Source organism: Flavobacterium sp. RSP49 (assembly GCF_003968735.1).
Lineage (GTDB): Bacteria > Bacteroidota > Bacteroidia > Flavobacteriales > Flavobacteriaceae > Flavobacterium.
Genome location: NZ_RYDN01000008.1, coordinates 86357 through 101552 on the forward strand (window position 1 = coordinate 86357; position 15196 = coordinate 101552).

The 15196-nt window shown below is 34.3% G+C and carries 12 protein-coding genes; 10 read left to right on the plus strand and 2 right to left on the minus strand.

The annotated features are described in order from the left end of the window. The first annotated feature begins 29 nt into the window (after nt 1–29). The 9 genes from EKM02_RS06400 to EKM02_RS06440 all read left to right on the plus strand — a co-directional run bounded on the left by EKM02_RS06400 (nt 30) and on the right by EKM02_RS06440 (nt 12340). The gene (locus EKM02_RS06400) at nt 30–1187 is read left to right on the plus strand and encodes an N-acetylmuramoyl-L-alanine amidase (protein WP_126453349.1); all 1158 of its coding nucleotides are present in this window, start codon (nt 30–32) and stop codon (nt 1185–1187) included. 561 nt (nt 1188–1748) lie between these two features. Then, a complete protein-coding gene (locus EKM02_RS06405; RefSeq protein WP_126453351.1) occupies nt 1749–2714 on the plus strand; it encodes an MlaD family protein in 966 nt (321 codons plus the stop codon). A gap of 5 nt (nt 2715–2719) precedes the next feature. Continuing rightward, a complete protein-coding gene (locus EKM02_RS06410; protein ID WP_126453354.1) occupies nt 2720–4051 on the plus strand; it encodes a (Fe-S)-binding protein in 1332 nt (443 codons plus the stop codon). A gap of 111 nt (nt 4052–4162) precedes the next feature. Then, a complete protein-coding gene (locus EKM02_RS06415; RefSeq protein ID WP_126453357.1) occupies nt 4163–4954 on the plus strand; it encodes a (Fe-S)-binding protein in 792 nt (263 codons plus the stop codon). 90 nt (nt 4955–5044) lie between these two features. Then, the gene (locus EKM02_RS06420; RefSeq protein ID WP_126453360.1) at nt 5045–5527 is read left to right on the plus strand and encodes an ABC transporter ATPase; all 483 of its coding nucleotides are present in this window, start codon (nt 5045–5047) and stop codon (nt 5525–5527) included. Nucleotides 5528–5540: 13 nt separating this feature from the next. Next, nucleotides 5541–8537 (plus strand): glycoside hydrolase family 3 N-terminal domain-containing protein, encoded by a 2997-nt coding sequence (locus EKM02_RS06425; protein ID WP_126453364.1) that lies wholly within the window; start codon nt 5541–5543, stop codon nt 8535–8537. Nucleotides 8538–8638: 101 nt separating this feature from the next. Continuing rightward, complete coding sequence (locus EKM02_RS06430; RefSeq protein ID WP_126453367.1) at nt 8639–10651, plus strand: heavy metal translocating P-type ATPase; 2013 nt, start codon at nt 8639–8641, stop codon at nt 10649–10651. 77 nt (nt 10652–10728) lie between these two features. Then, the gene (gene bshA, locus EKM02_RS06435) at nt 10729–11862 is read left to right on the plus strand and encodes an N-acetyl-alpha-D-glucosaminyl L-malate synthase BshA (protein WP_126453370.1); all 1134 of its coding nucleotides are present in this window, start codon (nt 10729–10731) and stop codon (nt 11860–11862) included. A gap of 46 nt (nt 11863–11908) precedes the next feature. After that, entirely contained in the window at nt 11909–12340 is a 432-nt protein-coding gene (locus tag EKM02_RS06440) for a protease complex subunit PrcB family protein (protein ID WP_126453373.1), read from the plus strand. Between the two features lie 46 nt (nt 12341–12386). Here the strand turns inward: EKM02_RS06440 and EKM02_RS06445 are convergent, their stop codons facing one another. Together EKM02_RS06445 and EKM02_RS06450 are read right to left on the minus strand one after the other, a co-directional pair. Continuing rightward, nucleotides 12387–12899, minus strand: coding sequence for a hypothetical protein (locus tag EKM02_RS06445; RefSeq protein ID WP_126453376.1), 513 nt, complete (start codon nt 12897–12899; stop codon nt 12387–12389). Nucleotides 12900–13002: 103 nt separating this feature from the next. Further along, nucleotides 13003–13842 carry a UDP-2,3-diacylglucosamine diphosphatase gene (locus EKM02_RS06450; protein WP_126453379.1) on the minus strand — a complete coding sequence of 280 codons (840 nt, stop codon included), beginning with the start codon at nt 13840–13842 and terminating at the stop codon, nt 13003–13005. 183 nt (nt 13843–14025) lie between these two features. Between EKM02_RS06450 and aroC the strand changes: the two genes are divergently transcribed. Further along, nucleotides 14026–15087: a chorismate synthase gene (gene aroC, locus EKM02_RS06455; RefSeq protein ID WP_126453382.1), complete on the plus strand. Its 1062-nt coding sequence runs from the start codon at nt 14026–14028 to the stop codon at nt 15085–15087. The last annotated feature ends 109 nt before the right edge of the window (nt 15088–15196 follow it).

Below are 15196 nucleotides of genomic sequence, written 5' to 3' on the forward strand. Positions count from 1 at the left end.
GTCTTCTAATTAAATTAACTTATAGCTTTATGCACAACACCTATAAAATTAAAATTATAATAACTTTTTTGATGACGGTAGTATCGCTATCAGCCTTTTGTCAATCTAATGTTTTTAAGGTAACACTTGATGCGGGGCATGGCGATCATGATTTTGGTGCTGTATATGAAGGACGAATAGAAAAAAACATAGCTTTGGCTGTCGTTCTAAAAGTTGGTAAGTTATTAGAAGCTACTCCACAAATTGATGTGAATTTTACACGAAAAACAGATGTTTTTATTGACTTAATTGAAAGAGCCAATATTGCTAACAGATTTAATGCTAATATTTTTGTGTCAATTCATTGTAATGCCAACAGAAATACCGCTGCCGATGGCACAGAAACCTACGTGATGGGTTTAAGTAAAATAGCCTCTAACCTAGAAGCGGCTAAAAAAGAGAATTCTGTAATTACTCTAGAAAAAGATTACAAACAAAAATATGAAGGATTTGATCCAAACTCTCCGGAAACTATGATTGGGATGACCTTGATGCAGGAAGAATATTTAGACAACAGTATCTCACTGGCCAGTAAGGTAGAAGATGCTTTTGCAGATTTAGGAAAAAAAATACGTGGAGGAGGAGTTAAACAAGCGCCATTTATGGTGCTTCATAAAGCCTACATGCCACGAGTATTGATAGAAATGGGGTTTATTTCTAATCCGACTGAAGGAAATAGATTGAATTCAGAAGAAGGCCAGAACGAAATTGCCAAAGCCATTGCAGGAGCCATAATCGATTATAAAAAAGAATATTTTGGAAGTGGAGAATCGGAAGCATTTGAAGTAAAGCCTTCGCAAAAAATTATTGAAAAACAAGTTAAGGATACTGCAACGCCTTTAAAATCAAAAACAAACCTTCAAGTTATTGAAACTAAAAAAGCAATCGATAATACTAAAATCTCATTCAAAGTGCAACTTTTGGCTAGTATCAAAAAAGTAGCGCTCCTGCCTAGAAATTTTAAAGGATTAAAAAATATCTCTGTTGCCTATGAAAATAGAGTCTACAAATATATGTATGGAGAAACAACGGATTACGATGAAGCAAGAAAGCAATTAACAGAGGCAAAAGAGAAAGGATATGATACTGCTTTTTTGATCGCTTTTAAAAATGGAGAAAAAGTAAGCATTCAAGAAGCGATTAAATAACAAGTGCTATAGTAGTATTGATTAAAAAAATAAGTTTTATTTCGAAAATAATACGAGCAAATTCGCAATTCTAAAAGAATTTTTGTTGGTCTTGTTGAACTTTTTTTCTCAGACCGATTTATTTTATTTTAATGCGGTCACGGCGGTAAAAACCCAGTAAATTTGCACAATAGTTTTGTTGAAAAGCAAATGCGCTTACGACAATATTAAAGTTAAAAAAACAGATCTAAAAATGCGTACGATGTTCAAGAAGTTCATCGCAAAATAATGTATTAGTAAAACTATAACGGGTTTTATAAAATAGAAAATTTTACGTATCTAATTTCAAAGTGTCTGAAGCGCTTCTACTGTTGGCTGATGACAGGATCATTAGTATTAGCTATAAATCTAAATATCAGATTATTATTTAGCAAAAAAAATCGATATGGTTAAACCTAAAAAGATACGTCCGGACACTTAATTGCATTTAATGTTGGAGAAAAAATAAGTGTGGAATAAGCTCTTAAATAATAACCACAACTTAAAATATTTTACATTAAATTTGTAAAAAATATTTGAATTTTGAAAATAACACGAGAAATTAAAACGGCTATCTTAGTAATTGCCTCTATTTTATTATTTATTTGGGGCTATAGTTTTTTGAAAGGAAGAGATCTTTTCACAAATTATAAAACATTTTATGTAGAATATAAAAGTGTTGAAGGCCTAGCCACATCCTCACCTGTTACCCTGAACGGTTTGGTGGTTGGTAAAGTAAATAGTATTACCATAAATGAAAACACAGGACTATTATTAGTTGAATTGCAATTGAAAACTGATTTTCCTATTTCTAAATCCAGTAGGGCTTCTATTTATGAGCCAGGATTTATTGGAGGAAAACAAATTGCAATTATCCCTAATTTTAAAGATAAAAGCTTGGCACTTGATGGTCAGAAATTGCAAGGCGGAGTGCAATTAGGACTTACTGATAAAGTAGGCGATCAATTAGCACCTCTTCAGGAAAAACTAGAAAAACTATTGTTAAGCACGGATAAATTAATTTCCGGTTTTAATAACGTTCTGGATCAAAAAGGGCAGCAGGATTTAAAACTCACTCTAGCTGAATTGAGCAAAACCATTGAACAATTTCATAAAGTGTCCTTAAATGTCAATACTTTATTAGAAACGAATAAAGCACAAATCAACGGAGTCGTTAGCAATTTTTCTAAAATATCGGGTAATTTTTCTAAAATATCAGATTCCTTGAATAAAGCCGATCTTGGAAAAACGGTAAAAAATCTCAATGCAACTCTAGGAAGAGTTGATGGTATTATGAGTGGTTTAGAATCTGGGAAAGGTTCTATGGGTAAATTGCTAAACGACGAGGCTTTCTACCAAAACATAAAAAACGCCACAAAAGAATTAGAATTATTATTGCAAGATATTAGACTTTATCCCACTCGATATGTCAATATTTCTTTATTTGGAAAGAAAAATAAACCGTATGTAGGTCCTGTAAATGATTCTATATCTAATGAAATAAAATAGCAATTATGAGCTACTTAGACAACATTTTATTTGCCGTTATATTGGTAATTGGTTTTGGTTATTTTTTCAACAGTGTTAAAAAAATCAGACGAAATATCAATCTTGGAACGGATGTAAATCGCTTTGATAATCCAAAAGCGCGCTGGATTAATATGGCCATGATAGCTCTTGGTCAATCAAAAATGGTCAAAAAACCTATCGCTGGAGCATTGCATATTATTGTCTATGTGGGTTTTATAATTATAAATATTGAATTGCTAGAAATTATTATCGACGGACTTTTTGGGACACATCGTGTTTTTGCTTTTTTAGGAACTACGTATGATGTGCTGATTGCTTCTTTCGAAATTTTAGCTTTTTTAGTTTTAGTAGCAGTTTTTGCTTTTTGGAGCAGAAGAAATGCCATCAAATTGAAAAGATTTGTAAGCTCTGATTTAAAAGGCTGGCCAAAAAATGATGCAAACTATATCTTGTATTTTGAGGTGGTTCTTATGACATTATTTTTATTGATGAACGCTTCTGATTTGCATTTACAAAATGTCCCCGGAGGTTTTTCTCATTTTATAAAAGCCGGTTGGTTTCCGATCAGTCAATTTATTGAACCTATCTTTAACGGAATGTCAAATGAATTGGTAATGTTGCTGTCAGAGATATTCTGGTGGGTGCATATTGTGGGTATCTTAATTTTTATGAATTATTTGTATTTTTCAAAACATTTACATATTCTCTTAGCATTCCCAAATACGTATTTTGCAAATCTAAATCCGCAAGGACAATTTGACAATTTAGAATCCGTTACTAAAGAAGTGAAGTTAATGATGGATCCTAATGCTGATCCTTTTGCGGCAGCACCAGTGGATGACAACGCAGTTCCAAGTAAATTTGGTGCCAGCGATATTCAGGACTTAAACTGGGTTCAATTATTGAATGCGTATACCTGTACGGAATGTGGTCGTTGTACGTCATCTTGTCCAGCGAATATTACAGGAAAAAAATTGTCTCCACGTAAAATCATGATGGATACCAGGGATCGAATGGAAGAAGTAGGAAGAAATATTGATGCCAATAAAGGTGTTTTTATTCCGGACAACAAAACATTATTAAACGATTACATCACACCAGAAGAGCTTTGGGCATGCACTTCTTGTAATGCGTGCGTGGAAGAATGTCCTGTAAACATTAGCCCGCTTTCAATTATTATGGATATGCGTCGCTATTTAGTAATGGAACAAAGTGCGGCACCAATGCCAATAAACGCCATGATGACTAATATAGAGAATAACGGTGCGCCATGGCAATACAATCAGCAAGACCGATTGAATTGGAAAAACGAATAGGTGTTAAATCGCGTCACTGTTTAATTGGTTATTTGTTTAACGAATAACCGATTTACAAATGAAGATTTTGTCATTAACCAAATAAGCAATTAACCGAATCAACAAGATAGTATGTCAGAGAATTTAATAGTGCCTACCATGGCCGAAATGTTAGCTCAAGGGAAACAACCAGAAGTTTTATTTTGGGTGGGTTGTGCAGGAAGTTTTGACGATAGAGCGAAGAAAATAACGAAGGCTTTTGTTCGGATTTTAAATCGGGCTAATGTTCCTTTTGCCGTTTTAGGTACTGAAGAAAGCTGTACAGGTGATCCTGCCAAAAGAGCTGGTAATGAGTTTTTGTTTCAAATGCAGGCCATGATGAATATTGAGGTTTTGAATGCATACGAAGCTAAAAAAATTGTTACCGCTTGTCCACATTGTTTCAATACACTAAAAAATGAATATCCGGAATTAGGCGGAAAATATGAAGTGGTTCACCACACGGAGTTTTTGAAATCCTTGTTAGATGACGGAAGGCTGACCATTGAAGGTGGACAATTCAAGGGTAAACGAATTACTTTTCACGATCCATGCTATTTAGGCAGAGCTAATAATGTGTATGAAGCACCAAGAGAATTGATTCTTAAATTGGATGCTGAATTAGTTGAAATGAAGCGTTCTAAAGCTAACGGTTTATGTTGCGGTGCAGGTGGAGCCCAAATGTTTAAAGATGCTGAACCTGGAAATAAGGAAGTCAATATCGAAAGAACCGAGGAGGCATTAGAAACAAAACCAGAAATTATTGCCGCAGGCTGTCCTTTTTGTAATACCATGATGACTGACGGTATTAAAAATAAAGAAAAAGAAGGCGAAGTAAAAGTGATGGATATTGCGGAACTAATTGCTAATGCGCAGGATCTTTAGTATTCAGTGTTTTAGGAATCAGCAATGCTCTATAATTTATTACACCTAACTTCATAAATCTACAATCTAAAATCACAAATCTAAAATCGTATGTACGTTCCATTTGAAAATTTACCCGAAGAATCTAAAATCTGGATTTATCAATCAAACAGAAAATTTTCGGATTCCGAATTTTCTGAAATAGAAAGCGCCTTGCAATCTTTTCTGGAAGGTTGGGCTGCGCATGGTACTAGTCTAGAATCCTCGTACCAATTAAAATACAACCGGTTTATCATTATTGCCGTAAATCAGGATGTACAAGCTGCAACAGGATGCTCTATAGATTCCTCTGTAGAATTTATTCAAAATTTAGAACAAAAATATACCGTAGATTTATTGGATAAAATGAACGTTACCTTCAAACTTGGAGAACATATAGCACACAAGCCGTTGATTGATTTCAAGAAAATGGTAAAAGATAAAGCGGTTACTGAAAATACCATCGTTTTCAATAATTTAGTTAATAATATAGAAGAATACAATGAATCCTGGGAAGTTCCTGCCATTGATAGCTGGCACAGTCGTTTTTTTTAAACAAAATAGTCAGATGAAAAAGATAAGCATCAGAAATAGTTTTTTTTATGTTTTATTTCTTTTTATTGCTGTTGGTTGTGTTGGTACAAAAACAAATAAGAATAAAGTAATTGTAACCAACATTCCGTCCAAAATTGAAAATTTAGACAGTATTGCTTTAAGTAATACGCCCACACTTTTTAAGTTGTCTCCTCAAGGCAACAAATGGGTTGATAGTGTTTACAGCGCAATGACTTTAGAGGAAAAATTTGGACAATTGTTTATGGTTGCCGCTTATTCCAATAAAGATTCGGCGCATATTAAAGCTATTGATACACTCATAACAGATCATAAAATTGGAGGATTAATTTTCTTTCAAGGTGGGCCTGTTCGTCAGGCAAAATTAACCAACCGTTTTCAATCCAAGTCAAAAACTCCATTGTTTATTGGTAGTGATGCGGAATGGGGTTTGGGTATGAGATTGGACTCTACCTACAGTTATCCCTGGAATATGACTCTTGGAGCCATCCAAGACATGAAATTATTGGAGAAAGTAGGTGTTCAAATAGGACAACAAAGCAAGCGATTGGGATTGCAATTTAACTTTGCTCCAATTCTTGACATCAACTCCAATCCTAAAAATCCTATCATAGGTTTTCGTTCTTTTGGTGAAGATAAATTCAAGGTTACAGCACATGCTATTGCTTTGATGAAAGGGGTGCAAAGTCAAGGCATATTTTCAACAGGAAAGCATTTTCCGGGACATGGCGATACGGATACGGATTCTCATAAAAAATTACCGACCATAAATTCCTCAAAAGAACAATTACAAGACTTAGCGTTTTATCCTTACAAAAAAATGTTTCATGAAGGACTTTCGTCCGTTATGGTAGCCCATTTAGACGTTCCCAGCATAGAACCAAGACCTGATTTTCCTTCCTCAATTTCCTATAATGTGGTTACTGATATTCTTCAGAAAGAATTGGGTTTCAAAGGACTTATTTTTACAGATGCTTTGAATATGAAAAGTGTAAGCGAATTTAAATTACCCAGTGAAATCAATTTTGAAGCTTTTATAGCCGGTAATGACGTGCTGCTGTTTCCTGAAAATGTTCCTGCTGCTATTGAGAAATTTAAATTTGCGTATTCTATAAATTTATTTACGGAGGAACGATTGGCTTTTTCCGTAAAAAAAATTCTGAAATTCAAGTACAAAGCGAATTTGAATAATTTTAAACCAATTGCCACTGAAAATTTATACACCGATTTGAATTCAGTTGAAAATGAAGCTTTACACTATGAGTTGTATGAAAATGCAATTACCGTTCTAAAAAACACGGCTGCTGTTTTGCCGATTAAAAATTTGGACAAACAAAAAATCGCTTATGTAAAAATGGGAGATGACAACAATGATGTTTTTGTTTCAACTTTAAAAAAATACACTGAAGTAACTGTGATTTCAGATGTGAATTTGGATAGTCTTCAAGTGAAATTACACCCTTTTACAACCGTAATCATTGGTTATCACAAATCAGATGTTGCTTTTAGTAATCATGATCTAAGATTGGATGAGTTGGCAAAAATTAAATTTATAGCCCAAAATAATACTGTAATTCTGGATGTTTTTGCAAAACCATACGCTTTATTACCAATTATAAATTTTGAAGATATTGAAGGTTTAGTTGTTTCTTATCAAAATAGTGCAGTTTCACAGGTCGTTTCGGCAGAACTAATTTTTGGGGCTATTGAGGCCAAAGGGAAATTACCGGTTTCTATCAATACTAGTTTTAATGTAAATGATGGTTTGCCAACAGAAAAATTGAATCGGCTGGGATTCACAACGCCAGAAAATGTTGGGATGAATTCAACGATTTTATCAAAAATTGACAGTATTGCTACTAAAGCAATTGACGCTAAAATGACTCCTGGAATTCAGGTATTGGTAGCCAGAAAAGGAAAAGTTATTTATCAAAAATCATTCGGTCATCATACGTATGATAGAACGATTAAAGTGCAAGACTCCGATATTTATGATGTTGCCTCATTAACGAAAATTATAGCTACATTGCCTAATGTGATGCAGCAATACGATCAGCAAAAAATAAATTTGGAAACACCATTAGGATCAATGTCTCCTATTTTTAAAGATTCCAATAAGGCAAATATTAATTTCAAGGATTTATTGTCTCATTATGCAGGTTTAGCAGCAGGAATACCATTTTACAAGGCTACAATGAATAAATCGCAATCTCCTTCTGATGTTTATTTTAGAAAAATTGCTGAAGAGCAGTTTTCGAAAAAACTAGGAGACAGTCTTTTTATACGAAATGATTTTAGTGACACAATTATGAAAATGATTGTTGAGAGTAAACTGTCATTAAAAAAAGAATACAAATACAGTGATCTTACTTTTATGATTCTGAAGGATTATTTAGAAAAGACAACGGGTAAACCATTAGATGTTTTAATTCAAGAAAATTTCTATCGTTCACTCGGGATGAACAATTCAAGTTTCAATCCATTGACTAAATTTGATAAAAACAGAATTCCGCCAACGGAAACAGATACCTATTTCCGTCGTCAACTTTTACAAGGGTATGTCAATGATTTGTCCGCTGCTTTAGAAGGTGGGGTTTCAGGTCACGCAGGTGTTTTTTCGAATGCTATGGATGTGGCTAAAATAATGGAACTTTATTTACAAAAAGGAAATTATGGAAACCGGCAATATTTTTCTGAAAAAACATTTGATGATTTCAATACGTGCTATTTTTGTGCCGCCGGAAATAGGAGAGGAGTGGGCTTTGATAAACCACAATTAGGTGCTGTAGGACCTACGTGCGGTTGTGCTTCAATGACGAGTTTTGGTCACACTGGTTATACAGGTACAATGGCTTGGGCTGATCCTGAAACGCAAATTGTTTATGTGTTTTTATCTAATAGAACTTTCCCAATTGCAAGTGAAAATAGATTATCGAAAGAAAATATTCGGGAAGATATCCAAAGGGTAATTTATGAAGCGATTATTGATTAAGATTCTAAATGAGTTTAGCGTATTTAGGTTTTTAATAAATAGAAGCCGAGACCTTTCTGAACAATAATTTGTAATTTTAAAATCTCAAATAGATTGTAATTATGACCCATAAACATAAAACTAGTCACCAAACGGATTGCTGCTCATTAGAAAAAAATAAAACAATTAATATAGAAACCCGATGTTGTTCGTCAGATAATGATACTGAAAATGATACTGGACATGACCATGATCACGATCATTCTAACGGAAATGAAAGCACCCTCAGAATGTTTTTACCATCTATAATTAGTTTTATAGGATTGCTGATTGCTTTATTGTTTGATAATTACTTTCCTCAATCTTGGTTTAATGGTTGGTTTCGAATCGTTTGGTATGTTGCAGCTTACATTCCGGTAGGGCTTCCAGTTTTGAAAGAAGCTTACGCTAGCATTGGTAAAGGAGCTATTTTTTCTGAATTTTTTCTAATGGGAATAGCTACATTAGGTGCGTTTGGAATTGGTCAATATGCCGAAGGAGTGGCTGTCATGTTATTTTACTCCATTGGTGAATTATTCCAAATGCTCGCCGTTAAAAGAGCAAAATTAAATATAAAATTATTACTGGATCAAAGACCTGATGTTGCAAACGTTGTAATGGGACAAAATGTGATTGCAATTAAAGCGTCGGAAGTGACTATTGGAGCTGTCATAGAATTAAAACCCGGAGAAAAATTAGCATTAGATGGAATGTTGCTTTCGGATTATGCCACTTTCAATACTGCTGCATTAACAGGCGAAAGCAAACCGGATTCTAAGTCAAAAGGAGATACAATTCTTGCCGGAATGATCAATGGCACTTCTATTGCTCAAGTAGAAGTGACTACTGCATTTACGGACAGCAAATTATCTAAAATCCTCCAGATGGCGCAGGATGCCACTGCTAAAAAAGCACCAACAGAATTATTTATTAGGAAGTTTGCTAAAATATACACGCCAATAATAGTGTATCTCGCTATTGCTATATGTGTAGTGCCAATCTTATTTGCAGAAACGTATATATTTAAGGAATGGCTTTACAGAGCCTTACTGTTCTTGGTGGTTTCCTGTCCGTGTGCCTTGGTGATTTCCATTCCGTTAGGGTATTTTGGCGGAATTGGCGCCGCAAGTAAAAACGGAATATTGTTTAAAGGATCTACATTTCTGGATACTATGGCAGCTATTCAGGTAGTGGTGATGGATAAAACAGGGACTTTAACCAAAGGCGTTTTTAAAGTTCAGAAAGTAGTGTCGATAGGAATTCTGGAGTCTGATTTAGTTAACTATACTGCAGCAATTGAAGCTAAATCGACGCATCCGGTTGGTTCCGCAATAGTAGAATTTGCCAAAAATCCTAAAAATGAAATTGTTGTTTCTAATTTCACTGAGATTCCAGGCCTTGGCTTGCAATGTGTTGTAGATGGAAATGAAATCTTGGTGGGAAGTCCTAAACTGATGAAAAAATTCCATATTGATTATGACACGGATCTTGATGCTATTCCGTACACTATTGTTGTAGTTGCCATCAATCAAAAATATACAGGTTATTTTCTTGTTGCCGATGAAATAAAAGAAGATGCAAAAGCGGCTATTGAAAGTTTACATAAAATAAACATCAAAACAATATTGCTTTCTGGTGACAATCAAGCGGTAGTTTTGGCTGTAGCCAAAGAATTAAATATTGATGAAGCTTACGGAAATTTGCTGCCGGAAGATAAAGTCAATAAAGTAAGCGCACTTTTAAACCAAAAATTAAAAGTTGCATTTGTTGGAGACGGAGTAAATGATGCTCCAGTCATTGCTCTGGCAGATGCGGGAATTGCTATGGGTGGTTTAGGAAGCGATGCTACTATTGAAACGGCTGATATTGTCATTCAAAATGACCAGCCCACTAAGATTTTTACCGCTATCATCATTGGAAAAAAAACAAAACAAATCGTTTGGCAAAATATTGGATTGGCTTTTTCCGTAAAACTAATAGTTCTCATTCTGGGAGCTGCTGGACTTGCCTCTATGTGGGAGGCGGTTTTTGCAGATGTGGGGGTGGCCTTATTGGCGATTTTAAATGCCGTTCGAATTCAGCGAATGAAATTTTAAATTTGTATTGCATTTAACTTAAAATTCCATAAAACACATTCCTATTTTTCTTAATTTCGTTTCATTAAATTACATACATGAAAATTGCAATAGTTTGTTATCCTACCTTTGGAGGTAGTGGTGTTGTCGCTACAGAATTAGGACTGGAATTGGCTCGTCGCGGGCATGAAATACATTTCATAACTTACAGTCAGCCCGTACGTTTGGCACTTTTAAGTCCAAATGTGCATTACCACGAAGTAAATGTGCCTGAATATCCATTGTTTCATTACCAACCGTATGAATTGGCCTTATCGAGCAAATTAGTCGATATGGTAAAATTATATAAAATAGAATTGCTTCATGTACATTATGCTATTCCTCATGCCTATGCGGGCTATATGGCAAAACAAATGCTGAAAGACGAAGGCATTGATATTCCAATGGTGACAACATTACACGGAACAGACATCACCTTGGTAGGGAATCATCCGTTTTATAAGCCAGCAGTCACTTTTAGTATCAATAAATCAGATTTTGTTACCTCAGTATCCCAAAGTTTAAAAGACGACACGCTTAAATTATTCAATATAAAAAATGAAATTGAGGTTATTCCTAATTTTATTGAATTAAATAAAAATACAAATGACCTGAACAATCCTTGTCAACGTTCAGTCATGGCCAAGGAAAATGAACGAATTATAACGCACATCAGTAATTTTAGAAAAGTAAAACGAATTCCGGATGTCATTAAAATTTTCTATAATATTCAAAAAGAGATTCCGGCTAAATTGATGATGGTTGGTGATGGCCCTGAAAAAGAAAAAGCAGAATATTTATGTCAGGAATTGGGTATACTAGACAAGGTAATCTTTTTTGGTAACAGCAACGAAATTGATAAGATTTTGTGCTTAACTGACTTGTTTTTACTCCCATCTGAAACAGAAAGTTTTGGTTTGGCAGCCCTTGAAGCTATGGCGTGTAAAGTTCCTGTTATCTCTAGTAATTCAGGCGGTTTACCCGAAGTTAATTTTGAAGGCATTTCCGGCTATTTAAGTGATGTAGGAAATACAGAGGAAATGGCTCAAAACGCATTGAAAATTCTAAAAGATGATTTGACGCTTGCTAAATTTAAAGAAAACGCATTAGCTGTTGCCAAACAATTTGACATAAAAAATATTTTGCCCCTTTACGAAGAGTTATATCAAAAAGCCATTAATAAATACTTATAGACACACAGGAATTATTTTTGAAATTATTAAATGTAAAAACATAAAAATGAAAAAAGTAATGCTGTCGTTCCTTGCTATAACTGTCGTTTCCTGCGGTAGCGTTTCTTTAAAAAGTACAGATGCCACTACAGCGCTATATGAAGTTTTGACTCAGCAAACTAATGGTGGAGCTAGTATCCGTTTTTTTGAGATTCTTTCTGAACCAAGGGAAATTAAAATGCTGCAGAATGATGAAAACTTAAAAAATAAGATTAATGCTAATGATATTCTGAATGCTAATTTTGTTGTTTTGAATATGGGAGAGAAAACCACTGGCGGATATGCCATAGGAATTGATAAGGTAATTGAAACGGATAAAAATATAATTATAACAGTTCAAGAAACAAATCCTGAGCCGGGTAGTATGGTGACACAAGCCTTTACGACTCCTTTTTGTGTTGTGAAAATAAATTCCAAGAAAGAGATTCTTTTAAAATAAAAAATGCCACTATTTCTAGTAGCATTTTTTTATTCTTTTTAAAATATTAGAATTGGTATTTAAGAGCTAAAGCTACATCAGAACCGTAATTGTTTCTGTAATAGTCGCTACCACCAAACTCTGGTCTGAAATCTAAAGAGATTAACAAAGGAATATCAAAATTATATTCGATACCTATATCTCCGGCAACAAATGCGAAAGCGCCATTATTATAATTTATATCATTATTATAATAATCTCTATTGTAAGTTCCTACACCACCACCAACACCTGCATACCAGTTGAATCCGCCATCAATATTCCATACCCATTGGTACAAAGCAGTTAATTTAAGCGCATTGTCATCATAATTATCGTTTCTATAATTATTTCTGTTTCTCCAACCTAAGTCTAATTCTAAACGATTGTTATCGCCTAAACCTCTTTGGTAGGTTATTTCAGTACCAAAACCACCACTGTCACCAAAACGAAGGCCGAGTGCATTTTTTGAAATCTCTTGTGCTTGTGAGGTGAATGCTAATCCAATTAGCATTATAACCGATAAAATAATTTTTTTCATAAGTAAATTTTTATAAATACAAAGATATTACTAACTTTGAGATTAAATTTACAAAATTAATTGTAAATGTTTCATAATTCACACTTTTGATATAAAACCACCATTAATCTAAAATAGTTTTTTTAAAGAAAATAGCAGGTGTAACATACTGAGTACTGATTAAATCCTCCATCTCAAAAAGATTTTCATCTTCAGCATAATTAGTTTCTGAGTAGTGAAATAATTTCCAACGTTTTTTATTGTATTCCAATGCGGTTAAATTCTCCACCCAATCCCCGGAATTCAAATACAAAGTAGCTCCGTTTTTATTCTCTTTTTTGATTATTTTTGGCTCGTGAATATGACCGCAAATTACATAATCGTAGTTGTTTTCGATGGCGAGTTCCGTGGCTGTTTTTTCAAAATCCGAAATGTGCTTTACTGCCTTTTTTACACCAGCCTTTATTTGTTTAGAAAAAGAGTAGGGCTCTTTCCCTATTTTTGATAAGCACCAATTTACAAATCGATTCAAAAGTATCAGATAATCATATCCTAAACCGCCTAATTTTGCAATCCATTTTGAGTGTTGTACGGAAGCATCAAAGACATCACCGTGAAATATCCAGGCTTTTTTGTTATCAAGATCCAAGACTAACTTGTCCACCAATGCAAAATTACCCATACTCATATCGCTAAACTTTCGGAGCATTTCATCATGATTTCCAGTAATATAATAGACTTTTGTTCCCTTTGAAGCAAAACTGATGATTTTTTGGATAACCTTTAAATGCGCTTTGGGAAAATAGGATTTTCTAAATTGCCATACATCAATAATATCTCCATTTAAGACTAAAATTTTAGGTTTAATTGCAGATAAATAATTATAAAGTTCTTTAGCATGACTTCCATAAGTCCCCAGATGTACATCAGAAATCACCACTAACTCGACTTTTCTTTTTTTCAAGGTGTTTGAATTTGAATTTTATCAAATTAATGGAATTCTACTGAATTGAAATGCGATTAAAGGTTAATAAATAGTTTTCAATATTAATTTAAAGTCAATAAATAGATATTGCTATTCAAAAGTTTAGTGGTTAAAATTTTGAACTTTAAACTAAAATACTACTTTTGTTCAAAACTAATCAGTATGGCAGGAAATAGCTACGGAACACTATTTAGAATAACAACTTTTGGAGAATCTCACGGTGACGCTTTAGGAGGGATAATAGACGGTTGTCCTCCCGGAATAACAATAGATTTAGAAGCAATTCAATTTGAAATGTCCCGCAGAAAGCCAGGCCAATCAGCAATAGTTACTCAACGCAAAGAACCGGATGACGTTCAATTTCTTTCCGGAATCTTTGAAGGTAAAACCACCGGTACACCCATAGGTTTTATTATTCCTAATACCAATCAAAAATCAGATGATTATTCTCATATAAAAGACAATTACAGACCCAGTCATGCGGATTATGTGTATGAAAAAAAATATGGGGTTAGGGATTATCGTGGCGGTGGACGCAGTTCTGCGCGGGAAACTGCCAGTAGAGTTGTGGCGGGAGCTGTAGCAAAACAAATGTTGCCAGACATAAAAATTAATGCATACGTTTCTTCTGTAGGACCTATTTTTTTAGACAAACCCTACCAAGATTTAGATTTTTCGAAAACCGAAAATAATCCGGTTCGTTGCCCAGATGAACAGGCAGCGGTAATCATGGAAGAATATATTCGTGATATCCGAAAACAAGGGGATACTGTGGGCGGAACCGTAACCTGTGTGATTCAAAATGTACCTATTGGTTTAGGAGAACCCGTTTTTGATAAGCTTCACGCAGAACTTGGCAAAGCCATGCTTTCTATTAATGCCGTAAAAGGATTTGAATTTGGAAGTGGTTTTGAAGGCGCTAAGATGAAAGGAAGTGCGCATAATGATTTATACAATGCTGACGGAACGACAAAAACCAATCTTTCAGGTGGAATTCAAGGAGGAATCAGTAACGGAATGGATATTTATTTTCGCGTGGCTTTCAAACCTGTGGCCACCATTATGCAAAAACAAGAATCACTGGACAATAAAGGCAATATTACAGAAATGACTGGAAAAGGGCGTCATGATCCTTGTGTAGTACCGCGTGCTGTGCCTATTGTTGAGGCAATGGCAGCCATTGTATTAGCTGATTTTTATTTGATAAATAAAACATATCAGTAGTAATTGTTGATACTTTTTATGTTTTTTACAATACCATTTTTTACCTGACTGCGAGCAAAAAATTATTTTTTATAATCAGGGTAGATCCTACAATCTAATAACCAATTTA

Coding starts and splice junctions, on each gene's coding strand:
- EKM02_RS06410 (WP_126453354.1), top strand. CDS start 2,720: ATGAGCTACTTAGACAACATTTTATTTGCCGTTATATTGGTAATTGGT.
- aroC (WP_126453382.1), top strand. CDS start 14,026: ATGGCAGGAAATAGCTACGGAACACTATTTAGAATAACAACTTTTGGA.
- EKM02_RS06440 (WP_126453373.1), top strand. CDS start 11,909: ATGAAAAAAGTAATGCTGTCGTTCCTTGCTATAACTGTCGTTTCCTGC.
- EKM02_RS06420 (WP_126453360.1), top strand. CDS start 5,045: ATGTACGTTCCATTTGAAAATTTACCCGAAGAATCTAAAATCTGGATT.
- bshA (WP_126453370.1), top strand. CDS start 10,729: ATGAAAATTGCAATAGTTTGTTATCCTACCTTTGGAGGTAGTGGTGTT.
- EKM02_RS06415 (WP_126453357.1), top strand. CDS start 4,163: ATGTCAGAGAATTTAATAGTGCCTACCATGGCCGAAATGTTAGCTCAA.
- EKM02_RS06400 (WP_126453349.1), top strand. CDS start 30: ATGCACAACACCTATAAAATTAAAATTATAATAACTTTTTTGATGACG.
- EKM02_RS06425 (WP_126453364.1), top strand. CDS start 5,541: ATGAAAAAGATAAGCATCAGAAATAGTTTTTTTTATGTTTTATTTCTT.
- EKM02_RS06430 (WP_126453367.1), top strand. CDS start 8,639: ATGACCCATAAACATAAAACTAGTCACCAAACGGATTGCTGCTCATTA.
- EKM02_RS06445 (WP_126453376.1), bottom strand. CDS start 12,899: ATGAAAAAAATTATTTTATCGGTTATAATGCTAATTGGATTAGCATTC.